Annotated in this window: 22 protein-coding genes; 8 read left to right on the top strand and 14 right to left on the bottom strand. The window is 44.7% G+C overall.

Translation table 11 applies throughout. From position 1 onward, the window contains the following. Positions 1–101: 101 nt before the first annotated feature. Complete coding sequence (locus JMX03_RS07180) at positions 102–1,229, bottom strand: zinc-binding dehydrogenase (protein ID WP_201595636.1); 1,128 nt, start codon at positions 1,227–1,229, stop codon at positions 102–104. Positions 1,230–1,577: 348 nt separating this feature from the next. Here JMX03_RS07180 and JMX03_RS07175 point away from each other — a divergent pair, with 348 nt between their 5' ends. Together JMX03_RS07175 and JMX03_RS07170 are read left to right on the top strand one after the other, a co-directional pair. Further along, positions 1,578–2,486, top strand: a complete 909-nt coding sequence (locus JMX03_RS07175) for a LysR family transcriptional regulator (RefSeq protein WP_201595632.1) — start codon at positions 1,578–1,580, stop codon at positions 2,484–2,486. Positions 2,487–3,086: 600 nt separating this feature from the next. Then, on the top strand, positions 3,087–3,761 hold the full coding sequence (locus JMX03_RS07170) for a hypothetical protein (protein ID WP_201595629.1): 675 nt from the start codon (positions 3,087–3,089) through the stop codon (positions 3,759–3,761). Between the two features lie 172 nt (positions 3,762–3,933). On the opposite strand, the gene JMX03_RS07165 is transcribed toward JMX03_RS07170, so the two are convergent. The 5 genes from JMX03_RS07165 to JMX03_RS07145 all read right to left on the bottom strand — a co-directional run bounded on the left by JMX03_RS07165 (position 3,934) and on the right by JMX03_RS07145 (position 10,222). Beyond that, positions 3,934–4,272: a helix-turn-helix transcriptional regulator gene (locus JMX03_RS07165; RefSeq protein ID WP_201595626.1), complete on the bottom strand. Its 339-nt coding sequence runs from the start codon at positions 4,270–4,272 to the stop codon at positions 3,934–3,936. Further along, positions 4,272–4,985, bottom strand: a complete 714-nt coding sequence (locus JMX03_RS07160) for a cupin domain-containing protein (RefSeq protein ID WP_201595623.1) — start codon at positions 4,983–4,985, stop codon at positions 4,272–4,274. Before JMX03_RS07160 ends, JMX03_RS07165 begins: the two co-directional genes overlap by 1 nt. Before the next feature lie 161 nt (positions 4,986–5,146). Next, positions 5,147–7,228, bottom strand: a complete 2,082-nt coding sequence (capA, locus tag JMX03_RS07155; RefSeq protein WP_201595620.1) for a caprolactamase subunit alpha — start codon at positions 7,226–7,228, stop codon at positions 5,147–5,149. Positions 7,229–7,313: 85 nt separating this feature from the next. Beyond that, positions 7,314–9,077 carry a caprolactamase subunit beta gene (gene capB / locus JMX03_RS07150; protein WP_201595617.1) on the bottom strand — a complete coding sequence of 588 codons (1,764 nt, stop codon included), beginning with the start codon at positions 9,075–9,077 and terminating at the stop codon, positions 7,314–7,316. Between the two features lie 401 nt (positions 9,078–9,478). Then, positions 9,479–10,222, bottom strand: a complete 744-nt coding sequence (locus JMX03_RS07145) for a M90 family metallopeptidase (protein ID WP_201595614.1) — start codon at positions 10,220–10,222, stop codon at positions 9,479–9,481. A gap of 631 nt (positions 10,223–10,853) precedes the next feature. On the opposite strand from JMX03_RS07145, the gene JMX03_RS07140 reads away from it, so the two are divergent. From JMX03_RS07140 to JMX03_RS07130, 3 genes are all read left to right on the top strand, one after another. Further along, positions 10,854–13,193, top strand: a complete 2,340-nt coding sequence (locus JMX03_RS07140) for a circularly permuted type 2 ATP-grasp protein (RefSeq protein WP_201595611.1) — start codon at positions 10,854–10,856, stop codon at positions 13,191–13,193. 106 nt (positions 13,194–13,299) lie between these two features. Then, positions 13,300–14,085 carry a transglutaminase family protein gene (locus JMX03_RS07135; protein WP_201595608.1) on the top strand — a complete coding sequence of 262 codons (786 nt, stop codon included), beginning with the start codon at positions 13,300–13,302 and terminating at the stop codon, positions 14,083–14,085. 40 nt (positions 14,086–14,125) lie between these two features. Further along, complete coding sequence (locus tag JMX03_RS07130) at positions 14,126–14,866, top strand: peptidase (RefSeq protein WP_201595605.1); 741 nt, start codon at positions 14,126–14,128, stop codon at positions 14,864–14,866. A 137-nt stretch (positions 14,867–15,003) separates the two neighbouring features. On the opposite strand, the gene JMX03_RS07125 is transcribed toward JMX03_RS07130, so the two are convergent. Continuing rightward, the gene (locus JMX03_RS07125) at positions 15,004–16,248 is read right to left on the bottom strand and encodes a DUF819 family protein (RefSeq protein WP_201595602.1); all 1,245 of its coding nucleotides are present in this window, start codon (positions 16,246–16,248) and stop codon (positions 15,004–15,006) included. Positions 16,249–16,495: 247 nt separating this feature from the next. Next, positions 16,496–18,115: a DEAD/DEAH box helicase gene (locus JMX03_RS07120; RefSeq protein ID WP_201595599.1), complete on the bottom strand. Its 1,620-nt coding sequence runs from the start codon at positions 18,113–18,115 to the stop codon at positions 16,496–16,498. 144 nt (positions 18,116–18,259) lie between these two features. On the opposite strand from JMX03_RS07120, the gene JMX03_RS15140 reads away from it, so the two are divergent. Continuing rightward, positions 18,260–18,382, top strand: a complete 123-nt coding sequence (locus tag JMX03_RS15140; protein ID WP_265089848.1) for a hypothetical protein — start codon at positions 18,260–18,262, stop codon at positions 18,380–18,382. Positions 18,383–18,791: 409 nt separating this feature from the next. Here JMX03_RS15140 and JMX03_RS07115 read toward each other — a convergent pair whose 3' ends face one another. Continuing rightward, positions 18,792–19,910, bottom strand: a complete 1,119-nt coding sequence (locus tag JMX03_RS07115; protein ID WP_227677729.1) for a DUF1176 domain-containing protein — start codon at positions 19,908–19,910, stop codon at positions 18,792–18,794. A 497-nt stretch (positions 19,911–20,407) separates the two neighbouring features. Further along, positions 20,408–21,280 carry a glutathione-dependent disulfide-bond oxidoreductase gene (gene yghU, locus JMX03_RS07110; RefSeq protein ID WP_201595596.1) on the bottom strand — a complete coding sequence of 291 codons (873 nt, stop codon included), beginning with the start codon at positions 21,278–21,280 and terminating at the stop codon, positions 20,408–20,410. 336 nt (positions 21,281–21,616) lie between these two features. Here yghU and JMX03_RS07105 point away from each other — a divergent pair, with 336 nt between their 5' ends. Next, a complete protein-coding gene (locus tag JMX03_RS07105; RefSeq protein WP_201595593.1) occupies positions 21,617–22,993 on the top strand; it encodes a DHA2 family efflux MFS transporter permease subunit in 1,377 nt (458 codons plus the stop codon). 179 nt (positions 22,994–23,172) lie between these two features. Here the strand turns inward: JMX03_RS07105 and bfr (JMX03_RS07100) are convergent, their stop codons facing one another. From bfr (JMX03_RS07100) to JMX03_RS07090, 3 genes are all read right to left on the bottom strand, one after another. Then, complete coding sequence (bfr, locus tag JMX03_RS07100) at positions 23,173–23,655, bottom strand: bacterioferritin (protein ID WP_201595590.1); 483 nt, start codon at positions 23,653–23,655, stop codon at positions 23,173–23,175. 64 nt (positions 23,656–23,719) lie between these two features. Continuing rightward, positions 23,720–24,208 carry a bacterioferritin gene (bfr, locus tag JMX03_RS07095; protein WP_201574769.1) on the bottom strand — a complete coding sequence of 163 codons (489 nt, stop codon included), beginning with the start codon at positions 24,206–24,208 and terminating at the stop codon, positions 23,720–23,722. A gap of 197 nt (positions 24,209–24,405) precedes the next feature. After that, positions 24,406–24,597 carry a (2Fe-2S)-binding protein gene (locus JMX03_RS07090; RefSeq protein ID WP_201574770.1) on the bottom strand — a complete coding sequence of 64 codons (192 nt, stop codon included), beginning with the start codon at positions 24,595–24,597 and terminating at the stop codon, positions 24,406–24,408. Between the two features lie 541 nt (positions 24,598–25,138). Here JMX03_RS07090 and JMX03_RS07085 point away from each other — a divergent pair. Beyond that, complete coding sequence (locus JMX03_RS07085; RefSeq protein ID WP_201595588.1) at positions 25,139–25,453, top strand: ArsR/SmtB family transcription factor; 315 nt, start codon at positions 25,139–25,141, stop codon at positions 25,451–25,453. A 105-nt stretch (positions 25,454–25,558) separates the two neighbouring features. On the opposite strand, the gene JMX03_RS07080 is transcribed toward JMX03_RS07085, so the two are convergent. Further along, the gene (locus tag JMX03_RS07080; RefSeq protein ID WP_201595585.1) at positions 25,559–26,281 is read right to left on the bottom strand and encodes a sulfate/molybdate ABC transporter ATP-binding protein; all 723 of its coding nucleotides are present in this window, start codon (positions 26,279–26,281) and stop codon (positions 25,559–25,561) included. Between the last annotated feature and the right edge of the window lie 48 nt (positions 26,282–26,329).

Raw genomic sequence — 26,329 nt, 5'->3', positions numbered from 1 at the left:
TGTAAAAAAAGCAGATACCCATCAATGAGTATCTGCTTTTTTTTATTGAGAAACCAGTTATGAACGAACCAGTTATTAAAAATCTATTATTTCTACAGCCACTAGCTTTGCGGGGTAATTAAGTATTTCTCACCTGTCGCTTGTTTAGAGTAAGCCGCTATTGAATCTAATTGTAGCGCTTCTGCCAATGACACTTCATGGGTGTAACGACTAGCAAAGGTGGTGGTGATTTCTTCTGCCACACGTTTACGCATCGACATGACCGTTTCAGTGCCTAATTTGCCTAGTGCATTGAATAACAAGAAGCCGTTAACACCCCAAGCAAAACCGAAGTTACGATTGAGCGTAATAGGGCCACGGTTTAATCCGCCATAAACATAAACTTGTTTGAACGTATTAGAGCCATACACGTTGTATTCTTCGACATCGCGAGTGATTGCCGCTTCCATGCAGTTAAGGATATCGCTGGCTAGTTTACCGCCACCGATAGGATCAAATGCAATCGTCGCACCCGTTTCAGTAATTGCTGCCGTCAAGTCAGCAAGGAAAGAATCTTTGCTTGAGTTAACCACATATTTTGCGCCCATATCACGTAGCAAGGTTTCTTGTTCTTCTTTGCGTACGATGTTGATTAAATCAATGCCATCAGCCATACAAATACGGTTGAGCATTTGACCGAGGCTAGAAGCTGCTGCCGCATGAATGATGGCTTTGTGACCTTCGGCACGCATGGTTTCAACCATTGCCAGTGCAGTCAGCGTGTTCACAAAAGAGGAAGCGCCTTCTTTAGCCGTCGTGCCGTCTTTTAATACTAAGCAGCTTTGTACATTAGCAGATAAATATTGACGATAAGTACCGCCGCCAATCACCGCTACTGTTTTACCCATCAATGCTTGTGCTGCAGGTGATGAGCCCACTGCAACCACGGTTCCTGCGCCTTCATTGCCTACAGGTGTGTCTTTACCAACGCGCGTTTTCAGCGCTGGCATGAACTGCGCGGGAACATCCGCTGTGATAACGGGACGCTCTTCTGTACCTGACTCAGTCGCTGTGGACATATCAGCAGCGCTAAACAACACCGCTTGGTCAGATGGGTTTAATGGCGCTGCTTCAATGCGTACAACGACTTCGTCAGCACCTGGCTGCGGCATATCGATGTCTTGCAAAGATAAGGTTAGTTTGTTGTCTGCGCTGATGGTTGAGACTAGTTGGATGTTTGTATCTGACATTGTGTTTTGCTCCTGCAAATAATTAAGGGTGTTAAACCAATCAATTTCAGATTGGTCAAAGTATGTGTTATTGAATTTAGATAGAGCTTAGTTTGAGTGCTTCGATTGATAAATGCTATTCGGTATTAGTCACTTTTCCACTATTAGTGTGATTGTTGTTTTTACTGCCAAAGAAACGAAACTAAGGCTGCAATGTCTAAGTTGAATCTATTATTACTGGTTTTAATTGGCTTGTATATAAGGGTAAATGTGAATCACTATTGCTTTTAAGACAATAATAAAGCGAAAATGCGTAGATGCTTCTTAAAAGCTAATTATTGATGATTGTTTCTTAAAGGGAGAAGTGAGTTGGATCAATTACGGGCAATACGTTATTTCAGTAAAGTCGCCGAAACGGGCAGCTTTACCAAAGCGGCAAAAGTGTTTGATGTGCCGCCCTCATCGCTCTCAAGGCGAGTCGCTGATTTAGAAAAGAGTTTGGGTGCGACGTTATTAAAGCGTTCGACCCGCATCGTCAAACTGACAGAAGTGGGGCAGATTTACTATAACGATGTACAGCAAATATTAAGTCAATTAAAACAAAGCCATGAAACGGTGCGCAGTTACCAAACCACGCCAATGGGACGTTTGCGCATCAGCTCGATGGTGGGCTTTGGTGAAAAAATCCTACTGCCATTGTTGGATGAATTTAGCGCGTTATACCCCGAGATTGTCCTAGATGTCAGCTTAAGTGATGAATTGTCAACGCTGGGGCGGGACGATGTTGATATCGCTATTCGTGGTGGTTACGCACCCAATGAGCGTGTATTAGCGATAAGGCTCATGGATAATGGGTTTATCCCTGTCGCTTCACCAAGTTATTTAGAAAAATACGGTATGCCTAAAAATGTGATGGAGTTAAAGCAACATAACGGTCTGTATTTTAAAGCGCCGACAGGGCCAACGCCTTGGTTATGTCATGTGGATGGTCAATGGCATGATGTCTCAGGACCAGCGGTTGCGATTTCAAATAATGGGCCGTGGCTGGCGAGAAAAGCTTGTGAGGGTGAGGGCATTCTGATGTCAACTCGCTGGGCATTAGCGTCTTATCTTGAGTCAGGGCAGTTGCAAGCGCTTAAGTTTGAGCATGAACTGGCGATTACGCAACATGCTGATATGGCCGTGTATTTGCTGTATCAAAAGCAGCGCTATTTAGTGCCAAAAGTAAAAGCGGCGGTAGACTTTTTGGTTGAGAGGATAAAAGAGGAAGCATCATGAAAATAAATATTAATCAGACTGATATCACTGATTATCAAGTAACAGTAGATAGTATTTAATAACTGTCTTTGGTACCAGTGTAGATACTACAAGAGGTTTTACAAGCAGTATCAAAATCAAAGATAGTCTCATAGCATTTTTCATAGACCAATTTTGGTTAAGCAATCGGCAGAGTACAGCAGAAGATACGAAGGCACCTCAATGGCGTGAGATTTAAACAGAACATTGCCGGCGTATGAGTTGATATAAGAATCAGTGATATTAGCAACAATGCAGAGCAAGAGTGACAGTAACAAGATAAATCTGAAACAAAGTTCCTATGGATACAGTGTCCTATATAAATAACTGATAAATATAATAAAAAAACTTCTGAGCCTAATCACAAATAGAGTCTATTTAACATAATATACATTATGCGAAAACAAACCAACGGCTTTGAGAGTATTCTGTAAACCAAATATTACAAAACTCCCTCCTAATGTTTGCTAATTTAGTAAGGATATTCATTGTACGCTTAAGCAAGCATTGTTCAATCAAAGCTTATTGCAGTACTGATTATAATTTCAATTAACTTAATTTAGTTACGATAAGGATATTTTTATGATGCCGTCATCTTGCCTTAGTATCTCTAAGTCTTGTCTATATAAGTTATCTGCTGCTGTGTGTTTCGCATCCATCCTAACTGCAACTGGCTGTCAATCTTCTGCTGAGTCCAACACGACCATTCCCAATCATCAAAACGGCAATTCATCAGCGCCTGTCGTCTCTGACATGAGTCAGCAAACGCTTAGACAGCAAGCATTACGTATCCAACGTGCGCTTGCCAATAACGACTATGCCAGAATCACCAACGACATCCATCCAACTCGCGGTGTGCGTTTTTCGATGTATGCCTATGTACGTCCAGAGTCAGATAAAGTCTTCAGTCCTGCACAGTTTGCCCAATATCTACAAGAATCTAAAATTCGCTTTACTTGGGGTGAACGTGACGGTACTGGCGATCCCTTGGTCATTCCACTACCTGATTATTTGGAGACTTGGGTCGATGCTGATAAGTTTAATGAATCTACCCTGAGTGTTAATGAGTTTAAGCAAAACGGAAACATGATAAACAACTTAAAAAACATATATCAAAACTCAGAATTTGTTGAGTTTTACTATAAGGGAACAGAAGAGTTTGACGGTATGGACTGGCGCATCATGCGTTTGGTGTTTGATGAGTATCAGGGAAAACGCTACCTAGTTGCTATTATTAATGAGCAGTGGACAGTATAGATGCTTAATTATTTAGATGATTAAAGAAGGCAGTACGTTCGTCTTGTGTGATGCATTGCCCTTTTTTGCTGTCTTTTATACTATATATTCATATTTTTACATATATAGGTATAGAAGTTATATTATGACTTAATCTCAAGTTTGCCAGTATAGCCTTAACAATACCTTATTATCACGTTTTGGGCGTATCCCGAGGCGTATAACCAAAGTACTGTTTATAGATACGCGAAAAGTAACTTTGATCGCCATAGCCTACTTTATGAGCGACTTCCTCAATGGTCACATAACTTTTACTCTTTAAAATATGATTGGCTTGTTTTAGACGCAGCTCTTTTACCCACTCTGAAAAACTATAAGGCAGGTCAGCAAAAAGCTTGTGCAGGTATCTGACAGAAATATGGCAAGCAGTGGCGACTTTTTTTGGGGTCAAAGCAGGGTTTTCTAAGTTCAAATATACGTAATGCTCGATACGCTTTAAATGCACCGACTGTATAGAAGAAGTGTTACTCATCATGACTTCTTTAGGTGCGCTAAGGTGAGTACAATGAGATTTAGTAGCTGCTGCTCTAATATTTTGATCTCCAAATCGTCCAGCTGATGGCTCTGCATAAACTCCAGTATTTGCCGCATCTGAAAAACCAGTAGCCTGCCAGCGCCTTCATCGATAGATAAGCTACGCGCAAACTGGCGCTCTATGGTGCGTATTTGCGCAGTGAGTAATGCGAGCGGTACTTTGATCACATATAGCGACGCTTCATGCAGATGGTAAAACTCGTAAGGTAAGTTGGATAGCTCAATAAAGAACTGCCCAGGCTTAGAAGTCAGCTGCCGTCCTTTTTGGGCAAAATGCACATCGCCTGTGATAGGAAACGTAATCAAAATACTGTCGTCAGTATAATCAGAGCTCTGCACACCGCGATCATAGTGTACCGTATTAGCATAATAACGCGACACGCCTATGTCTAACAGCTTAGAATGCTGCAAAAAACCAGAAAACTTATTTGGCTGCCTGAAGCTGACATCAAGATCAAAATAAGTATCATTAATGGTGCGCTTCCAGTCAAGTGCGTCCAGTGTCTGTACCTTATCTATCGGTGGTATCGCTAACACAGGGGCGTCTAAGACACTCTTATCATCTAAGGTATCCTTGACAGTGACCGATAACTCAACTGATGGATTTTGATCAGTGTATTGAGGGTTGTTTGGCTTGTGATTTGCAGTCATCCTTGAATACTCAGTAATTGGTACACAACTGTACTGATATCCTAGCAGTTAATAATGAACGATTCTCTTTTATATTCTAAATAAAGCCAAAAAAGGCGTCAGGAACTGAACGCTGTTCAATACCTGACGCCTTAACATTAATATAAAGCTTAAATTTTGTTTTATGCCGCTCTGGTCAACTTATAGGTCCCAGTCTCATGTAGCTCTGCTTGCCAGCCGTCCTTAATCACCAGAGTCGTGGTTGGCTCTTGAATAAGCGCAGGGCCAGTGACCACAGCGCCAGCTCCGAACTGTTCGCCATCATAGATAGGCGTGTCGATCCAGTCATAAGATTGATCAAATAACATCTTACGACTGTCAATCTGAGCTTGGCTGATGTCACCTTGCTGGGCAGGCAGAGTTGGTAGCTTTGGCTTACTAATCTTACCAATCACCGCCACTTCGATATTGACTAGCTCAACCTTACTATCACGCTCATCATAGGTATACAACTCTTTGTGACGCTGATGAAACGACTCCAAGATGGTTTGCACGCTCTCAGCATCGAGCTTGCCGTTTGGTATCAGCACATTACATTCATGTACCTGACCGACGTAGCGCATCTCCATGGTACGTTCGATAGAGATGTCTTCATCTGTAAAGCCATCTTCGAGTAGTTTTTGTACGCCCTGCTCTTCGAGCTCTTGTAGTTTTGCATTGAGATCGTGCAAATCAGCCTCGGGGGCGATGATCATCATTTGTGTCGCCAAGTAGTTATACTTGATATCAGAGATGATTTGGCCAAAGGCGCACAGGCAAGAAGCTATCTTGGGGATTAAGATAGTGCGAATACCCATCTCTTCAGCAAGCGCGATAATATGCATACCACCAGCGCCGCCAGCACATATCAGGGTAAAGTCACGCGGGTCATAACCTTTTTCAATAGTAATACGGCGAATCGCATTGGACATGTTTTGGTTGACGATGGCACTGATACCAAAAGCCGCGTGAGCCAGATCAATCTTCAGTGGATCAGCAATGTGCGTCTGTACCGCTTGTACTGCTTTTTCTTTATCCAAGGTCACACTACCGCCTAACACCGCATTTGGCTGTAGATAACCCAATACCAAGTTGGCATCAGTCACCGTTGGCTGCTCGCCACCTTTACCATAACACGCCGGCCCAGGGGTGGCGCCAGCACTTTGAGGGCCGACTTCTAACATACCAAAGGTATTGACATGACCAATAGAGCCGCCGCCTGCGCCCAAGGTCTCGACATGAATCATCGGCACGCCAATGCGATTACGTAAAAAATCTATATCGCGGTTGAGACTGGTTCTACCTGATTTTGCCATGGTGATGTCAAAAGACGTGCCGCCCATATCAACGGTGATGATATCGTCAATACCAAAAGGACTGGCGATATATAGACCCGCTTGTGGTGCTGACGCTGGGCCTGAGTTGATGGCATTCACCGCCCGTTCACGCATGATCTCGCCAACCGCAAGCCCGCCATTGGACTGAAAATAACGCACGGGCTGCTCTGCGCCTAACGCCTTAAAATAATCATCGATCTTATGGACATAAGAGGCCATAACTGGACTTAGGTAGGCATTCACCAGCGTCGTTGAGGTGCGGGTATATTCCTTAATTTGTGGATATACTTCACTGCCACAGCAGACAAACACCCCTGGCATATGCTGCTCTACCAGCTCCTTTGCGCGCTGCTCATGCTGGGTATTGCGAATAGACCAGACAAAAGAGATGGCCACTGCCTTGACGTCTTTTTCTTTCAACACTTTGATGGCATCGAGGACGTCTTGCTCATTTAGTGGTTCATGCTCAGTACCGTCAGCTAAGATACGACCACGAATGGGAAAGCGGCGATCACGGGTGGCGATTTGTGGCGCTGGCGGGTAACTGGCATCATAGCGGTGCCCTTCCTCCTTATGCCCTAAGCGTATCTCGATACTGTCTTCGTGACCTTTGGTACATAATAGTCCAACTTTCACACCTTTCATCTGAATCAAGGCGTTGAGCGCCACAGTTGTACCATTGATACATAGGTCACAGGCTTGGATAATCTCTTCGATAGAACGGTCAAACTGGGTGGCGATCTGCTGTAGGCCATTGGCAATGGCCAAGGTGCCGTCTTCAGGCGTGGAAGGGGCTTTGAACAGATGCACGTCGCCGCTTTTTTCTGCCAGTACAAAGTCAGTGAACGTCCCGCCAGCGTCGACGCCAATTCGGAAATCATTTTTCATAAGTCATCCTTAACTCAAATTATTTGATATCAGTTCAGTATCGTAATGTCATTTGGTCATTTAATACCATTTGATTTTGATATAGCTATGCCGTCAGCTTACGACGCAGCGCCTCTGTTTCGGCTTCATTGACTGCCAGTGTTTGTGGGTCAATCACTACCCCGTATTCAGTCTTAGCCGCTGCTACTGATATGATTCTTTCTTGTACGTCTTTTAATACGGCTGGAATGGGTCGAACAAACGAGCTGCCGTAGCCGCCACCGCCAGGGTTGGTATTACGCGCACGGTCACCAGGTTGGATTTCGGTCACGGTGTTTTGCTTATATAGGTCAGTGACACCGTCTTTATGGATAATCTCCAAGCGTCCTAGCTTCAGCTCAGGTGAGATTTGCTCCGCACCTGCAGCGCCCATCGTCGGATGCTCACGGCCTTCACCAAATGCCACCACTGTCATCTCATGACCCAATGGCTCAACTTCCCATACCGTGCCGCAGCCGCCGCGGTACTCACCAGCGCCGCCACTGTCTTCTGCCAGACCGTATTTATGAATCAAGATAGGATACTGATACTCGAGCAGCTCGATGTCACCTGAGCTCAGAGCACCGAAGCAGCACAATGGGCCACAAGCATGCCAGCCGTCCATCTGCTGAGTAGCACCCGCACCAGAGATAATCGAGGCCAGAATCATGGTGACGTACTGCTCGCCCGTCTTTGGGTCGATACCTGAGATATTGATGCCAGAGGCATGACCCCAAGAGGCAATCACCCGATCTGGGGCAGCATCTTCAAATGCCATACGTACGGCATCAGTCAAAGTTTCCATCGGCGTGGTGGTACAGTTGACATGAGGAGCTGGCTCTTTGGCATTACATAGCGTGCCATGCTCGCCCAAGTCCACCGTGACACAGCGGTACAGTCCTTCGTTGTATGGTGGATCTACCTGTGCAAACATCATCAGCCCCAGCAGCACACCAGACATCGAGTTGCCCGCGTAGGAGTTGATAAAGTAAGGCACTTGCGGCGGACTGGTAATCTTGATGTGCACGTCGCTGTCTGTAATCTCAATATCCGCGCTGATGGTCAAGTCGCCCAAACCATGCCCTGAATCTTCCAACACCGCTTCGCCATGATACTGACCATCTGGGATAGAGGCGATTAAAGAGCGCATATGGGTATCAGCCATGTTTTTTAGCTCTTCAATTGCCGCGCGTACTGTCTCGACGCCATACTTGTCTAGCAGCGCAATCATGTTACGCTCACCAACCGCACAAGCACCAAACTGAGCGTTGAGATCGCCTTCTTGGTTGCGACGAGAGCGCATATTACTGTGAATTAAGTTGATGACATCACGGCGTTTAACGCCTTTTTCCCAGATTTTGATGGGCGGGATACGTAGGCCTTCGGCATATATCTCTTTGGCATCTGGGTTATAGCCTGCAGGTACTGGGCCGCCGATATCCGTGACGTGACCTTTGCACACTGTCCAAAATACTAACTCGCCCTGATAAAATACGGGCTTATACATACAGCAATCTAGGATATGACTGCCCATCATCACAGGATCGTTGTGATAAATAACATCGCCCTCATGAATATCATCGCCATAATATTCGGCAACGGCTTTCATGGCTGGCATGAGTGAACCTAAATGAATAGGAATATCCTGACCCTGCAAAATCATCTCAGGCAGATGATCAAACAACGCATTGCTGTAATCGTGAGCTAGGTTGAAGACACTAGAGCGGGCGGTTTTTTCTAAGGTTGTCGTCATCTCGCGCTGTGCCGTTTCTAAGGCACCTCGTACGACGGACAAGGTGATAGGATCAATTGAAGTGTGAGCGTTGCTCATGTGAGACTCCCTGTCTAGTAATTTATATCAGAAGATATGAGAGACTATGTAAAAGTAATATGTAAAATAGGCCGATGTGGCCGTTTATGTTTACAAATACCCTCATTCTTTGTCTGGCTGTCATCCATCCTAATGACTAAGCTTTTTTACTATAACGGGGTTTTTGGCAAATAGATTGGCTGACAGTGCAGGGTTTTTGACTGTGAGTGCACACTGGTGTCTATAACAATCTAACTTTGTTTGTTTTTCATGCCTGCCAGCGTTGAAGTTAAAATAAAATAAGTTAAAACAAAAAAGACAGTGCATCACATACGATGCACTGCCTCAGTCTTCTATTCATTGTCTTTTATTTCTAAATGTTCAACACGCCCTAGTATTTCTGATCTATTTAACTACTGTGATTACATCGGTGTCTGCCGAAAAAACTTCACCATAATGTCGTAAATATCAGGATAAGCGTCTACCAGCTTTTGCGGGGTCTCAAAAAACACTTCACTAAGCACCGCAAAGAACTCCGCTGGATTGGTCGCACCATAGCGATCCAGTCCTGATTTACGATGCTTTTGGAAGTCTTCAAAATCACGGCTCATAATTGTTGTCCAACGCTCGGGATCCATATCAGGCTGCATGGGCGGAAAGCCGTTGGCGCTACCATTGAGCATATCGAGCTTGTGCACAAACTCATGAATGACGACGTTGTGACCATCGCGCTCGCCTGAGTGCTTGGCGTCTTTCCATGACAGAATGACAGGGCCACGCAGCCACGCTTCTCCGCTACGATGTTGGGTGCCCTCATGGACGATACCGAACTCATCTACGGTTTTAGTTGCGCTTTTGTAAGAGCCAGGGTAGATGATAATAGACGACCAGCCTTTGTACCATTCAAGCCCTAGGTTCAAAATCGGCAGGCAGGCTTGTAAGGCAATAGATAGCCTAACTGCATCTGTAATTTCAAAGCCTTGCGCGCCGGTAATCGACTTTTCGTCTAAGAATAACGTCGCCAACTCAAACAGACGAGTCCTTTCGTCCTCATTTAGCCTATCAAGTATCACAATGCGCTTGGCAGCTTGGCTCCAGTCGGCGGTGGTAAATTCGCTGTTGTCTAATATACGCTGCTCGCGCCAGTCTTTTATCATCTCAAACATGGTTTTATCCTATGAACTACCCACTACCTTAGAGGTATGAGGTTTCTGTGCGGGTTTTGTTAAAAATATCTTTTAATAATTAAACCATATTTATCATATCGATCTGCTGCATAATCGTATCAGTAAGGCTGTCGAGGTTATAGTATTCTACTTAGTAGGTTTTACTACCTGTGGCAGTTGTCGCAAATTTTGCGAAAACTGCTTTTTTATCCAACTCGCCTTCCTTAAAGACATTATTAATGTGTTTGCCTAATGTTTTGATATCACGATCGAACAGTTCTGAAAATTGTTAGCGACCGACTTAACCAGACACTATCTTTATCAAACTGTACCCGAATATCAGATTGTCCATCAGCTAGCTTATATATCTCAATTTTCGAAGTATCTTCATTCATATTAGTGGTTTTCATTGATCTCTTCTTTATTTGCATAGGTTAGATGGTGCGGGCACAAATGCATGTATTATCGAACTCTTGTTGTGTATTGCCCTCTATACGTTGTATAGTCAATACAAGGCACAAGCCATACACTGGACGTATGGCACCTATCAACTTATCTACCATAGCCTGCCTACTACAGCTGGTTGTGTTTGTCACAAACCAAAACTTTACCAAGGATGCGTGAGGTATTTATGAAGCAAAAATCAGACCAGAGCCAAACTCAAGGCGACAATAATAGCCAACAGCAAACTCAAACAAAATCTGCCCCCACAAGCCCTGTCAAAAGTCCTACAAAAGCCCCTACGGCCGAAAACAAAGACACAGTGCAAAATACTGCAAATCAATTGCCAGATTTTGATAAAAAGTGCTTTGATGAGCTAAAGGACGCTGATGGTAACTATCGTCCAGCGGCCAAAGCAGTTGGCGACTGGCTAGATGATATCAGTATTGATGGACTCAATCACCTTAACGAACAAGCCGAAAACATATTTTACCGTAAAGGCGTCACCTTTACCGTCTATAGCGATGCCAAAAATATCGAGCGCATGATACCGTTTGACATCATTCCGCGTATCATCGCCGCGAGTGAGTGGCAGCAGATAGAGGCGGGCTGTCAGCAGCGTATTACGGCTTTGAACGCGTTTTTGCACGATATCTACCATGACCAAGCCATCATGAAAGCAGGGGTTGTACCCGCCAGCTACGTCTATGCCAGTGGCTGTTATGAGCCGTGGATGATGGGTATCGAACTGGACAAACCCATCTACTCGCATATCAGCGGTATCGACCTCATCCGTGACGAGAGTGGTCAGTTTTGTGTGTTAGAAGACAATCTGCGCACCCCATCTGGCGTCTCTTATATGCTCGAGAGCCGTACTATCTCAGAAACCCTACTGTCTGATATATTTACCCATACGCCAGTGCTGGATATCGGTGATTATCCGCAGCGTCTCAAAGCCTGTCTTGCCAGCTCAACCAGCAAGTACGACCCACAGATTGTTATATTGACCCCTGGCCGCTTTAATAGCGCTTATTATGAGCATGCTTTTTTGGCCAATGAGATGAATGTACCCCTAGTGCACGGCTATGATTTGGTGGTTGAGGACAGCAAGGTCTATATGCAAGGCATCCGCGGCAAAGTGCTAGTGGATGTGATCTATCGCCGTATTGATGACCCTTATCTGGATCCACTGGCGTTTCAATCTAGCTCTATCCTCGGGGTATCAGGGCTAATGAGTGCCTATCGCGCTGGCAATGTGGTCATCGTCAACGCTCCAGGTACGGGGGTCGCAGATGACAAGTGCTTATATGCCTTTGTGCCCGATATGATAGAGTTTTATTTGGGTGAAAAGCCCAAACTGCCAAACATTGAGACCTATCAATGCCGCAAGCCTGACGAGCTCAGCTATGTGCTCGACAATCTAGACAAACTGGTGGTCAAAGAGACGCAAGGTTCAGGTGGCTACGGTATGCTGATAGGACCGACATCTACCAAACAAGAAATCAGCGACTATCGCAAGCGCCTGCTGGAGAACCCTGCAGGTTTCATTGCTCAGCCAACCATTTCCCTATCTACCAACCCTACCGCTGTCAGTGATGGTATTGCCCCGCGTCATATCGACCTGCGCCCCTTTATACTCAGTCATGGCGACGGCTCGGTAGACATCGTACCAGGCGGCTTGACGCGAGTCGCTATGGTTGAGGGCTCATTGGTCGTCAACTCATCGCAAGGTGGCGGTATCAAAGATACGTGGGTCATCGACGACAGCGATTTGGGTAAAGACCGCTCAGCCATTCAGCAACAGAGTAGTCCATCGCCCGTTGCTGCTGGTTACGCCAACTACCAAAGCCGTACCCAGCCTATCGAAGCAGGTTTTGAAGATCTCGATGATGCACCGATGATCCTCTTGCTGTCTACGGCGAGCCATCTGATTTGGCTTGGCAGATATAGCGAGCGGCTCTATTACTATGACAACATAATCAAGCAGCTCATCAAGGGCAAGCTTAGAAGATCGCAAGTACAGCATCTGATTGACCATTTAGGCTTTGATGTCGATAGCAGCGAGTCCCTAAAAGTCATGAAAGCGCAGCTCTTGTATGAATTAGAACAAAAAAGAATTCCCAATGTGGTGCAGTCCATTGAGACCAATGTACAAGAGACCAAAGGTGTCATCGGTAAGGACACCGCTGAGCTTTATAACCTGATTAAACGTTTATCAAGTGCTGGCACCTATCGTGCGGCAACCTTGCAGCTATACGCCTGTAACGCTGCTATGGAGCAAGAACATCCGACCGTTACTTGCTTTTGGCAATTAGGGCGACATTTTGAGCGACTAGAGCGCACTGTCTTATTAAATGAGGATCCTATAGCGGTCAGCTTGGCGTTTAAGCATTGGATTAATGAGCTGCCAGAAAATACCCGCTGGCGTGAGCTGCTGCGCTTGACCAATCAGATGATCCGCTCGAAGCAGTTTAGTGACTTTAAGCTTATAAGCCGAGAGTTCAATATCATACTTCAGCAAGGGGTGTGATACAGCAGGATAAGCTGGAGACACGCTAGCCAAAAGCTAAAGGAATGAATTTGAGACTTTTAAATACTAAGTGAGACATTAAGCCTGACTATAGGAAGCAATGATTATGAAACTTCAAATCAGCCATCAAACCAACTATTACTATGGCGAGCTGGCGCAGCGTAGCGTCCAGTATATTCGGATGACTCCCATGGAGCTGTCACATCAAACCATTCATCGCTGGGATGTCATGCTACCCAAAGTAGCCACAGGTCAAAAAGATGGCTTTGGCAATCACTGGCTTACTCTGAGCCGTAACGAGGCGCATAATAACCTACAGATGCAAGCGTCAGGTATTGTGGAGATTGATACAGAAACTGAGCGTTTAGAGGATATGAAACATGTGCCCTATTTGTTATTCACAGTGCAGACGCCTTTGACTAAGTGCTCAGAGACGATGCGCGCATTTGCAGCGCCTTATCTTGAAAACCCTACCCACGACAGCCTAAAAGCCATGGCCAATGCACTCATCATGAAGATGCCCTTCATCAAAGACACCACCCATGTAGGCACCACGGCGGCCGAGGCGTTTGCGACCGGCGCTGGCGTGTGCCAAGATCATACTCATGTGTTTGTCGGCTGCTGCCGTGACAAAGAGATACCTGCGCGCTATGTATCTGGCTATCTGTATGATGACACCGAAAACCATATGGCCAGCCATGCTTGGGCCGAAGTGTGGCTTGATGGCTACTGGTATACCTTTGACATCTCAAACCAGCTGTTTCAACCCAGCTCTCATGTCTACGTTGCCATCGGTCGCGACTACTTAGACACCGCCCCAGTACGCGGTGTACGCATGGGCGGCGGCTATGAAAATCTTTATAGCCAAGTATTGGTCACTAGACTATCATAGCGCTTGCTGCTCTTTACATAGTCTCTGTTAAGGATAATTTATGACCTATTGTGCTGCTATCCGTCTCAAAGACGGCATGATCTTCGCAAGCGATACCCGTACCAATGCGGGCGTTGACCATATCTCAACTTTTAGAAAAATGTACCAATACGGCGTGGAAGGCGAGCGTTTTATGGTACTACAAACGGCTGGTAGTCTTGCCACATCTCAAGCGGTATACAATAAATTGCAGAACGATGTGAATACCAGCGCCGAGCTTAGTGTCAATACGGTAACGACGTTATTTGAAGGCGCCAAAATGATAGGCGAGATTTTGCGTGATGTCATGGAGCATGCACAAATGATCGCCAATGATAGCGATAGTGGCACGTTTTCTAGCTCATTCTTATTAGGCGGTCAAATAAAAGGCCAGCTACCCGAACTATATATGATATACCCTGAAGGCAACTGTATCAGAGCCACTCGCGATACGCCGTTTTTTCAGCTTGGCGAGAGTAAGTATGGCAAGCCTATCCTAGATCGGTCCGTTGACTACACCACTGAAATCAAGCACGCGGCAGAGGCACTGATGCTATCCTTTGACGCTACCATGCGCTCCAACCTATCCGTAGGTATGCCGATTGACTTTGTGGTGTACAAAAATGACAGCTTCAAGATACCTGAAGGACGACGTATCAATCAGGACGATGAATACTTCAATGCCATTAGCCGTCAGTGGTCAGAGGCACTGCGTCAGACTTTGATTGACTTACCTGAGTGCCCTGCTGAATACTTGGGATAGACTATGAGTTAGCTTTGCCCTTGATCTTTTATAGCCGTAACACTTGCTAAAAAGCAGCATGAGCTATTGCTTATGCTGCTTTTTTTAATGATTGATAGTAACTAAAATACTCCGTATTACTGCTTTGATGTTACTGTTTATGCTACCACCAAGCGCATCAATTGCGTACTGATATAACCGCCAAATGTACCAACTGCATAACCCAAAATACCCAAAAACACCCCTACTGGCGCAAGCGATGGATGAAAGGCCGTCGCCACAATCGGTGCTGATGATGCCCCGCCGGTATTGGCATTAGAGCCGACTGCCAAAAAGAAAAACGGTGCACGAATGAGTCTAGCGACAGCAAATATAATTAGCACATGAATACTCATCCATAGCAGGCCGATTAAAAGCAGTCGCCACTGTGAGACAATACCCGCTAGATTGATTTGCATACCAATCGCAGCAATCAGTACAAAGATAAATACCGTACCGATTTTTGATGCGCCCACATGATCAAGCCTGCGAACCTTAGTGAATGAAAAGCCAACCCCTATCAAGGTAATGATCACCACCATCCAAAAAAAGCTACTGGCAAAGCTGTATTGTACTGCCCAACTATAGGGCGCAAAGAACCCTGCGATTTGACCACCGACGAAGTGCGCGACCCCTACCATGGCAAAGCACAGCCCAAACATCACCATCAAATCATTCAGTGTCGCTGGACGCGCATGATCACGCTCGTAGCTTTCTACCGCTTTGATAACTTTGTGAATACTGCTGCTATCGGCTTTCAATAGACGATCTATCTTATCGCTATGCTTAGCCATTACCAAGATAGCCAGTAGCCATAACGACGCATTGGTGGTGTCGACCAATATCATCATACCAAACAAGTCATCACTGACGCCAAACAGCTCCTTCATCGCCGCTTGGTTTGCCGCGCCGCCGATCCAGCTGCCAGCGACCGCCGAAAACCCGCGCCATAAAGTATCATCGGCAAACATCTGGGGCGACACCCATTTGGCCACACCCAAACTCATCGGGCCACTGATCACAATGCCGATACTAGCAGCGAAAAACATCGCAATCGCTTTCCAGCCCAAGCCAAGTATCTTGGGAACATCCATCGACAAGGTCATGAGCAGCAAACTGGCTGGCAATAGATAGGTAGCTGTAAAGCCATAAATTTGCGAGCCCACACCGTCTGCAAACACCCCTAAGCTGTTGAGCGTCGCGGGTATAAAACAGCACAGAACAATCCCTGGCAATACAGCATAAAAACGGCGCCAATACTTCCCTGGCAAGCCTTGAGTATAAAAAACCAAGCCGATGATGGCCATGATGATGCCAAACGCTAATGGCAGACTATCAATTGCTAAATTTGAGGTGGCGGGCATCAAAGCGCTCCGGATGTTTTGAGTAATTTCAAATTATAAAAATGGGTCAGTATAGACAAGGCCAAAAAGACACGCAAGCAAGTATTGTCTGATTACTCTTGGCTCTAACAGAGTTTTGACACTTATAGGACGGAACAGCAAACACAAAAAAGCCAGATAACAAGTATCTGGCTTTTTTTCGTGCTACGCAATACGTTTAAATATATGGCTTTATATTAAGCCTTTATTAACGCAAGCAATCACTTTATTACGAGTTTCTACCACGGTTACCGCCAGTTGGACGGCCTTGACCACGGCTATCAGAACGACCTGCTGGGCGACCTTGGCTACCACTTGGACGACCGCGACCCGTTGCAGCGCGATCACCGCGTGGAACGCCAGTGCCATCACCGCGGCTAGGGCCACCGCTACGCTTACCTTGATATGGCTTGCCACCAGAGCGCTCATTTGGCTTACCAGATGAGTCACGTGGCTTACCTTGATAGCCGCTGTCATTGCTTGCGCGTTGACCAGTGTTGCTATCGCTTGAACGACCACGGCCTTGACCACCGCCGCTAGACTTGCCAGCATAACCACCGCCTGAACGACCACGGCCACGACCACCTTTGTTTTCGCTAGGAACATAAGTCTTTTTGGCTTCTAGGCCTTCAATGACACTGACTTCCATTTTGCGATCGAGATAGCGATTGATAGCGTTTAACTGTGGGCGATCATCCATGCTACATAGACTCACTGCAACACCCGTACGACCAGCACGGCCACAACGACCAATACGGTGTACATAGTCTTCCGTTTGACGCGGCAGATCATAGTTGATTACGTGCGATAGTGCCGGCACGTCAAGACCGCGAGCAGCAACGTCAGTCGCTACCAAGATTTTGCATTTACCATTACGTAAGTCTTGCACGATACGGTTACGCTTGCTTTGTGGCAAGTCACCATGTAAGAAGCTGGCTTTATGGCCTTGTTCTTGTAAAGACTTCGCCAGTTTTTCAGTACTACGCTTAGTGGCAGCAAAGATAATAATTTGCTCCATCTCAGGCTGGCAAACGATTTTGTCAAGCAATCTGTTTTTGTGATCAAAATCATCACAGTAGTACACTTTTTCGTCAATATGTGCTGATTCAACCTTGATTGAAACGCGCTCTGGGTTTTTGGTGAAGCTGGCAGCAATTTTGCCAACAGGACCGTCCCAAGTAGCCGAACACATGATCGTTTGACGGTTAGAAGGTGCTGCTTTTAAGATGTCGTTGATGTCATCAGCAAAACCCATGTCTAGCATACGGTCAGCTTCATCAAGTACCAACACTTCTAGATTTGATAAATCAACGCGGCCAGCATTGATATGGTCAAGTAGACGACCAGGAGTCGCAACAATAACTTGTACGCCTTTTTTCAAAGCGGTGATCTGACCGTTATAAGGTGCGCCGCCAACTAATGGTACACAAAATACACCGCGCATATCTTTAGAATACGTACGTACGCTATCATGAACTTGCTGAGCAAGCTCACGCGTTGGCGTTAAGATAAGGGCTTTGGTTAGTTTGTCAAAACTAGTAGCACGGCTTAAGCGGTCGAGTACTGGAATAACGAATGCAGCTGTTTTACCACTGCCCGTTTGCGCCGACAATAAAAGGTCACGGCCGTCTAGAGCAAAAGGAATGGCTTGTGCTTGAATAGGAGTTGGGTTGGTATAACCACTGCGATCAAGCGCGCTAAGAATCGGCTTGGCAATATTGAGGTCTTTAAAGGTTACTTGATTTTCTTCAGCAGCGTCAGTATTGGCCGCTTGAGTGTCAGTATTTGATGCTTTGTTGCTTTCGATGATGCCGTTTTCGGCAGCGATTGTAGATAAGATGTCAGTCATGAAGATCCTTGGTGGTGTTAAGCTGCTGTAAATTCAGCAAACTTGATGCACACCACTGATAACCGTTCATCGCGCAACCTCATTTTAATCATCGTCAATAATAATGAAATTATTGACAATTAGCAGCCAGGCTCATTGGAGCCCATGACTTCTATAAAAGGGGTTGTGCGTTGTCTGACGTATTTTGGTGGTAGTGCCGAGTGTCTCATCCTTGTCTGCTATAAGCGCATTATCGAAGCTTTGTCCAAAGCAGATAAAGGCAAATAACAACCAATCTAGCCTCATTGGCTAGTAGATAAGATATGAGTCAGAAATAATAATTGATTATTTAAGTACACAAAATCATCGGCAACAATTACTCTCGGTCAATCCTAGACCCAAAATCGCAGGCGATGTTATCAATCTCATAATTCACGTTAGTCTATGCTAACGTGGGGACGCAGCATAGCACAGTAAAGTTATACTAAACGCTTTATTTTTGCATTTCGATCAACACGGTCATATTTATGATCAATTACAGCCCTCAAAAACAGCTGAAAGACCTTAACCGACTGCTTTTTGGCACCCCAAAGGATTGGGTAATATATAAATCAATTGTCTGGCAACACGCAACGTGTTCACTGTAATCTTAGATACCCATTACCTCAGATATCCTTTAGCTTATTAGCTTATTAGCTTAGATGCTTTTTACTTCCGCTACGAAGGTTGGTAGCTGCCAGGTACCACCCGCTTCAACCATACGGCAGAGTCCTGTAGTGCCTTCATAACTTTTGACAAAGCGCTTACCAGTCCAAATCCAATCGGTCCTGGATAGGCAGTCACCAACCCCGCGCCCTTTTTGTACCGAGCTTATCTTACCGTTAGTATATTCTGTCGCATCAGTGGTCACGAGTGCTGGACTATATGGGCTGCCGTCATTGATTACCCACATACCAGTGCCTGAGTTGTACGCACTTGTCCAGCAGCTATGCTGTACCAAGAGCTGGCTACTATTCAAGCGATTAACACGCCAAGGCGAATTGTCCGTTAACTTTGGACAATCAGCACTGACATCTTTGACGGTGCCTTTGACCAACTCGGTAAGCTGTGATGACTTCATACTAAATTTTCTATTGGTATTTGGTCTAGAGCTTGGGATGATAAGTTGTAGCTGCGGTGCAGGCTGCGGTGCCAACACACTACTATTAGATTTCGTCGGAGGATTTGTCTGCACAAAAGCACTCGGCGTCCCTACTCGGCCTTGTACCTCATCTGCTTTTAGCATGACAGCTGCAGCGCCTTTGTCAGACAACTGCCAGCGAGTATTGCGCAGTGCCAGCTCAATCTTACTCGATTTGGTCAATGCTTCGAGCAAAGCTGTGACTTGCGCTGAAGTCAACTCCGCATCGCCAGCGGCTGTCAAAAAAGGCTTGGTTTCACCCAAGTCTTTGTCGTCGATGACCAGCGAGATACGATGACGTCTGCCCAACTGTAGCAATGCTTTGGTGGAGCTTTCTTTGGCAGCGCCGATCTTGACACGGCCAGTCACGCTAGCATTACTACCTGCACGGCGTGTCAATAAAACCGATACAGGAAGCTCGCTATTACCTTCAGCTTGGTAACCTGCCAGCCGGCATGTGCGTGTATTGTCGCACACCACTTGCCAATCATGATGAGTCATCTCCACTGCCGACGATGCAGCGCTACTCATTGGACTGATGGCAGCGGTACTGATAGCCATCACTATTGGCAGCGCCAGCCTATATTTTAAAATATTGGTTTTTATCAACTTATCCATCAATTTGTTATTTCTCACGGCTTCGAATAACCATATAAAATGGTTTTTTTATTAGTATTCATAATATAACTGCTATTACGTTTCGCTCTTTGCTATATTTCGCTTTTTACTATAGCGGTACAGGATACAGGCCGATGCTCATTCATTTTTATAGCTTTTACTCATCAACACTGGTAAGCAAATATCGAGTCTGTTTTGTGCCCGTCTAATGTTAGCGCATTAATATTTCAGTCTATTATACTAATGTAGCATTATGTAATTCCATAAGTAAACAACTTTATACCATTTCCAAAAATTAGAGTAACGCGGAAAACCTGCGCAAGCACTACATCTAGTAGGCTTAGCAAGTTTGACAAAGTTAATCGCACTTTTTGGGTTTGGTATTAGTTGAATATCTTCTAATTATCAATTTATTCATGCCCGCAAAAATAAGACTAATAAGCATGATGCTTATCAGTCTTATAAATATCAGTATTATATGGGGTCTTTTTTAGTCATTAGCCAGTAAAGCTATCTTAGCCAATTGGAGATAACTCTAACTCTACAGCCCTTTTTACCGCAGGTCTCTCGGCTATTTTTTGCGCCCAGCGTTGGACATGAGAATAATCATCAACTTGCAAAAACTCGGCAGCATCATAGAGCTTTCCGAGTGCTAACTGACCATACCATGCCCAAATAACCATATCGGATATATTATAGGCATCTTCGCCATTACCACACATATATTCACTATTTTTTAGATGTCTGTTCAGAACATCAAGTTGACGCTTGGTTTCCATGGTAAAACGATTGATAGGATATTCCATAGGTTCAGGCGCATAAGCATAAAAATGCCCAAAGCCGCCGCCTAAATAAGGAGCACTAGCCATTTGCCACATCAGCCATGATAAGCACTCTGCTCGGGCTTTGGTTTGCGTTCCAGCCGCAGACGGCACAAACTTGCCAAATTTTTCTGCAAGGTATAATGCAATGGCGCCCGATTCAAAAATAGCTATAGGCTTCCCGTCCTCTGTATCGGGAGAATAATCCACCAAGGCTGGTATTTTAGAGTTCGGGTTAATAGAGACAAAATCTGAGCCAAACTGATCGCCTTCAGAGATATCAATTTTATAGGCATCATAGGCAGCGTCTTTGATACCAAGCTCGGCCAATTCTTCCAAAAGGATATTTATCTTAACGCCATTCGGTGTATTTAGTGAGTACAACTGAAGCGGTGCATCCCCTACTGGTAACACCTTTTCATGGCGCGCGCCAGCAGTTGGGCTATTGGTACTAGCGAATTTACCGCCATTTTCTTTATCGTTTTTCCACACTTTGGGCGGTGTATAGCCATTATTGTTGGTATGGGCGTCGCTATCGGTCTGGGTTTTATTATCAATATTACTCATAATCTATCCTTTTTTATTATAAAAAACCTAATGAACGGTTTGATAAGTGTACAAATGACTGATGGTTTGGGATGCATTGATACTAGGATACAGCGGCTACAAATGTATATTGGCCTTACTATAACGAGTATCTAGCAGCTTTTCAAAGTCCCTCTTGTAAATAGGATCTGTTCAACAGACCCTAAGGTAGTGGTTTCTAATCTGAGTTAATCACGTTATCATTGACGTTTTTTTTATTAGAGGCTATATAGAGTTTCAGAGATGAATTCTATATAGCCCCAAGCCGCAAGAGCTTTTAGCTCTCGGCCGCTTTATCTGTTTTATGGTGATGTACATATGGTAACGCTCACAGAAACACAAAGTAAATATCTGCCTTATGTACTGGCGTTGGCGCTGTTTATGCAGATTTTGGATGCCACCATCTTAAACACCTCACTACCACAAATGGCGCAAGCACTTGGTGAATCACCACTCAAAATGCAATGGGCGGTGATCAGCTATGCTTTGACCCTGGCTATTTTTATTCCGATCAGCGGCTTCTTAGCTGACAAATATGGCACACGCCGTGTTTTTCTATCTGCCATTGTTATTTTTTCTGTTGGCTCTTTGCTATGTGCAGCCTCGCCTAGTTTAGATTTCTTGATAGGTTCACGCATTGTACAGGGTATTGGCGGCGCCATGATGACACCCGTTGCCCGCTTGATTTTAGTGAAGTCGTATCCACGCAATCAGCTACTGACGGTTATGAATTTTGCAGTGATACCAGCACTAATTGCGCCTTTAGTAGGCCCAGTACTTGGCGGTTATATCGTTGAATACACCAGTTGGCATTGGATATTTTTAATTAACATTCCAATGGGGCTGGCGGGTTTTATCATCGGTAAAAAACTGATACCCGCGTTATTTGAAGATACTAAACGCCTCGACTGGTTGGGCTTTGTCTTGTTTGCCGCTGCTGCCTGCGGGTTCACCCTTGCTGTCGAGTTTGGCTCACAGGTTGGGCGCGGTCTGTATGGTCTCGTGCTGGCTGTGGCTGCTAGTGTTTTGTTAGGGGCTTATGTGGCACATGCCAAACGCCGATCAGCGCCTTTATTCCCCTTAAGCCTATTTGATATTCGCACCTTTCGAATCGGTATCACGGGCAACTTATTTACCCGACTGGGCATCAGCGCTGTACCCTTCTTACTGCCACTATTATTACAAGTAGTGTTTGAGTACTCACCATCCAAGGCAGGTTGGTTACTTGCACCCATCGCTATAGGGGCGATGGGCATTAAACCTTGGGTCAGCAAAATAATCCAGCGCTACAGTTATCGCACCGTACTGGTCTATAACACTACTTTGATTGGCATATTAATCATCTTGTTGGCACAGTTCAATGATCCGTCAAACTGGTTATGGTTTATCCCTCTGTTGATCGTAATGGGTGCTTGTAACTCCATGCAGTTCAGCGCCATGAATACGATTACCATTGGTGACCTAGAGGGCACACAAACCAGTAGTGGCAATAGTCTAATGGCAGTCAATCAGCAGTTGGCCATCAGTTTTGGCATTGCTTTTGGTGCAGCGGTACTAAACTTGTTGCGAGAGCAGTTTCATCTCGATACTCTGGCCGCTTTCCAGACCACATATTGGATTCTAGGGTGTCTAACTATCCTGTCGGGGCTATATTTCTTACGTCTAAAACCTGAAGATGGTCGCGGCTTATATTGAGTACCAATTGTTGCGTGCCAACTATTGAGTGCCAACGAAAAAATGAAAAATAGATAAAAACACCTGTCTTTTAGAAGTGCTTAAATAGAAATGCATAAAGTCTAACCGCAAAAATGCCAGCCTATGCTTTGACAAGTCAAATTGAGACTTATCAAAGCATAGGCTGGCGCGTGATAGTTCTATGGTGCGCTATCGTCATGCATTTGCGATTGGATATAGCGCTCTACCCCAATGCTTTGAATCAAGTCTTCTTGGGTCTCAAGCCAATCTTGGTACTCTTCATTGCCATCTTTTAGAGTGGTGAGCAGCTGACGAGAGACATAGTCGCGCTGCGCTTCACATAAGGTAATGGCATCGGTAAGGATGGCGAATTTTTGCTTTTCTAGGCGCAGATCACATTCAATCACCTCTGGTACATCTTCACCCACCAATACTTTACCTAACTCTTGCAGATTCGGCAGACCACCTAATAACAAGATACGCGCAATCAAATCATCTGACCACTTCATTTCGGCGATGGACTGCTTGTATAACGAATCATTAAGCGCTTCTAACCCCCAATGCCGTGCAATACGTGCGTGCAAAAAATACTGATTTATCGCAATCAGTGACTGTCCAAGAACCTTATTTAAAGCTTGAATGACCTCTTTATTCCCTTTCATCCTCTCTCTCCCTTCATGTCTGCTATCTATCTAAATATCATTGCTAATCATATCCATAATAGTATCAAACAGTATTAGGAGTGACTTCAGCCATTTGGCTTTGTAGATAATTGGGCAAGCCAATCATGTCGATGAGGCGCAGTTGTTGCTCAAGCCAATGGGCGTGGTCTTCTTCAGTGTCCTTCAGCTGCTCAACCAACATCTCACGTGTGACGTAGTCATGCTCCTCTTCGCAGAGTGCAATACCGTCTTTTAGGTGCTGCTGTACCTCGTATTCCAAATCAAGATCGAACTGTAGCATTTCAGGTACGCTAGTTCCGATGTTGATCTCATTGACGGTCATTTTGGGTGTGCCACTGAGCATTAGGATACGGCGGATAATGGCCTGAGCATGTAAAGTCTCATCCTCCATCTCATGATTGATACGATCGAATAATTTGCCGTACTGCCACTCAGCATACATCTCTGAGTGAATAAAGTATTGGTCACGTGCAGCCAGCTCCCCGCCCAACAAAAAATTCAGATAATCTATGACCTTTTGGCTACCTATCATGATGTGTACTCTCCTATAGTTATTGTTTTAGCTTATTCTCTGTTTATATTACTCAATATATAGCATAACCCTCTTGTCAGCAAACTAAGTAAGCCTTAAGCCAACGAGGATCTTTACGATGTAAAAGTATTCAGTCAGCACAAAGGCTGCAAGCCGATTAACAATACCAAGCTGATTGTCATTCAATCAAGTTATGTCTATACCGCATAAGCCAACACATCGAGCTTAGCGTAGTGCTCATCTAAGTAGTCATTGACCATTGGCTCACAACATCCGCAGCATGTTGCAACGCTCAGTGTCTGTTTGAGACCATCAAGGGTGTCAACTCCTGAGGCAATAGCAGCTTTGATTTGCTTATCGTTCACGTTATTGCAGATGCATACATGCATGGGCTTCTCTCCTAAGGATAGGGCCAATATTCATAAAGTTTTTGATAAATATGATGCTTTTTTGCAAAAATAATATCTCAGACCATTAAATCAGCACGCGATAGCATCATGTTATTATCTATTTTTTATGATAACGATAATCATTGTTATTTTCAATAACTTTTGTGAAGCTATTATTTATTCGCTTTACACAAATCAATAATGATGTGTGGTTTGTATTTATGTTAGTGAATACTAAATCTAATAGTGACTTAATGTAATCGACATTTCTCAGGTTAGATGAAAGGTGCTATAATGCGGACAAATGGTAAATTTCTAATAAGTGCCAATAAATTAAATATTACGAAACTCATGAATGTGGGTATATTTATTGCTACGTATATAGAGATACAAACTTACTATTTGCTAGATTGTAGCCGCTATTTTGTGAAATATCCTCTTCACTAACCAAATATGGCTGCTCAGACATTGGCTAAACGCAAATGATAGTTCACTAGCTATAGAGATATTATTCAGATCTCATCACTACTTGGAAATCCTTATGTCTAACCATATTCAGATAGAGCCGCTAGAGTTATTCAAAGTACTCTCCGACCCTACTCGTCTCAAGCTATTTCACATACTTTTTCAAAAAGAGTCTCGCTGTGTCGGTGAGTTGGTTGAGATGCTTAATCAACCACAGCCTACCATATCGCGCCATTTAAACCATCTTAGAAAACTCGGTATCCTCAATTGTGTTCGTGATGGTACTTGGATGTGGTATGAAGTAGCCGATAATTTGCCTGAGTGGTGTCTAGACATCTTAGAAACCACTTATCATGCTTTGGATTACAAAATTCATGCCGAAGAGATATAACGCTTCGCTGGCAAGCTCTTTTATTATCATGTTTATAAAAAGACCTATAAATTATTATAGGTCTTTTTTTGGGTCAAATTTTATTGTAGTACGAAACGAAAAAACCTACACCAAATCTAAAAAATCACTCACAAAGGCACTGGCTGGCTGATGTATCAGCTCTTCTGATGTACCGACCTGCTCCACACGGCCATGATTCATGACGACAATCTCATCCGATACCGCACGCGCCTCTTCTTGATCATGAGTTACCATGATGCTAGTGATTCCCAGCTCGTGGTGAATGTTTCTTAGCCAAGTGCGTAGCTCTTTACGTACCTTTGCATCGAGTGCACCAAACGGCTCATCGAGTAATAATAATTTTGGCTTTACTGCCAAAGCACGTGCCAGCGCAATCCGCTGACGCTGACCACCAGATAGCTGATGCGGATAAGCATTCGCCAGTTGCGGCAATTGTACCAAGTCTAAGAGCTCTGCCACGCGCTTATTGATGTCAGCCTTACTTGGTCGTTCATTTTTTGGTAATAAATTCAAGCCAAATGCGACATTATCGGTGATGTTTTTGTGTCGAAATAGCGCATAGTGCTGAAACATAAAGCCGATATGACGCTTTTGTACTGGGGTATTGGTCACGTCCAGCTCATCAAATAAAATCTGCCCAGAGTCAGCATACTCCAGACCTGCAATAATGCGTAGCAAAGTCGTCTTACCACAGCCAGAAGGCCCAAGCAAAGTCGTCAACTTACCAGTCGGTACCGTGATATTGATATCATCTAAGGCGGTGAAGTCGCCAAAAGTTTTGTTAACGCTGCGAATCTCGATGCTCATGTCTGTCTCTCTTATTTTGTATTTCCTATCTCATTTTAAGCCTCGCCA

The organism is Psychrobacter fulvigenes, from assembly GCF_904846155.1.
GTDB lineage: Bacteria > Pseudomonadota > Gammaproteobacteria > Pseudomonadales > Moraxellaceae > Psychrobacter > Psychrobacter fulvigenes.
Note: the sequence above shows the minus strand (reverse complement) of the source record. Positions and strands in the feature narration are given on the sequence as shown.

Bases quoted from the DNA above. Each gene is read 5' to 3' on its own strand.
- JMX03_RS07125 (WP_201595602.1), bottom strand. From the start codon at position 16,248: ATGCCCGCCACCTCAAATTTAGCAATTGATAGTCTGCCATTAGCGTTT.
- JMX03_RS07145 (WP_201595614.1), bottom strand. From the start codon at position 10,222: ATGTTTGAGATGATAAAAGACTGGCGCGAGCAGCGTATATTAGACAAC.
- bfr (WP_201595590.1), bottom strand. From the start codon at position 23,655: ATGAAAGGGAATAAAGAGGTCATTCAAGCTTTAAATAAGGTTCTTGGA.
- JMX03_RS07165 (WP_201595626.1), bottom strand. From the start codon at position 4,272: ATGAGTAACACTTCTTCTATACAGTCGGTGCATTTAAAGCGTATCGAG.
- JMX03_RS07160 (WP_201595623.1), bottom strand. From the start codon at position 4,985: ATGACTGCAAATCACAAGCCAAACAACCCTCAATACACTGATCAAAAT.
- JMX03_RS07170 (WP_201595629.1), top strand. From the start codon at position 3,087: ATGATGCCGTCATCTTGCCTTAGTATCTCTAAGTCTTGTCTATATAAG.
- JMX03_RS07130 (WP_201595605.1), top strand. From the start codon at position 14,126: ATGACCTATTGTGCTGCTATCCGTCTCAAAGACGGCATGATCTTCGCA.
- JMX03_RS07140 (WP_201595611.1), top strand. From the start codon at position 10,854: ATGAAGCAAAAATCAGACCAGAGCCAAACTCAAGGCGACAATAATAGC.
- JMX03_RS07135 (WP_201595608.1), top strand. From the start codon at position 13,300: ATGAAACTTCAAATCAGCCATCAAACCAACTATTACTATGGCGAGCTG.
- yghU (WP_201595596.1), bottom strand. From the start codon at position 21,280: ATGAGTAATATTGATAATAAAACCCAGACCGATAGCGACGCCCATACC.
- JMX03_RS07090 (WP_201574770.1), bottom strand. From the start codon at position 24,597: ATGCATGTATGCATCTGCAATAACGTGAACGATAAGCAAATCAAAGCT.
- capB (WP_201595617.1), bottom strand. From the start codon at position 9,077: ATGAGCAACGCTCACACTTCAATTGATCCTATCACCTTGTCCGTCGTA.
- JMX03_RS07120 (WP_201595599.1), bottom strand. From the start codon at position 18,115: ATGACTGACATCTTATCTACAATCGCTGCCGAAAACGGCATCATCGAA.
- bfr (WP_201574769.1), bottom strand. From the start codon at position 24,208: ATGATAGGTAGCCAAAAGGTCATAGATTATCTGAATTTTTTGTTGGGC.
- JMX03_RS07085 (WP_201595588.1), top strand. From the start codon at position 25,139: ATGTCTAACCATATTCAGATAGAGCCGCTAGAGTTATTCAAAGTACTC.
- JMX03_RS15140 (WP_265089848.1), top strand. From the start codon at position 18,260: ATGACTTCTATAAAAGGGGTTGTGCGTTGTCTGACGTATTTTGGTGGT.
- JMX03_RS07180 (WP_201595636.1), bottom strand. From the start codon at position 1,229: ATGTCAGATACAAACATCCAACTAGTCTCAACCATCAGCGCAGACAAC.
- capA (WP_201595620.1), bottom strand. From the start codon at position 7,228: ATGAAAAATGATTTCCGAATTGGCGTCGACGCTGGCGGGACGTTCACT.
- JMX03_RS07080 (WP_201595585.1), bottom strand. From the start codon at position 26,281: ATGAGCATCGAGATTCGCAGCGTTAACAAAACTTTTGGCGACTTCACC.
- JMX03_RS07105 (WP_201595593.1), top strand. From the start codon at position 21,617: ATGGTAACGCTCACAGAAACACAAAGTAAATATCTGCCTTATGTACTG.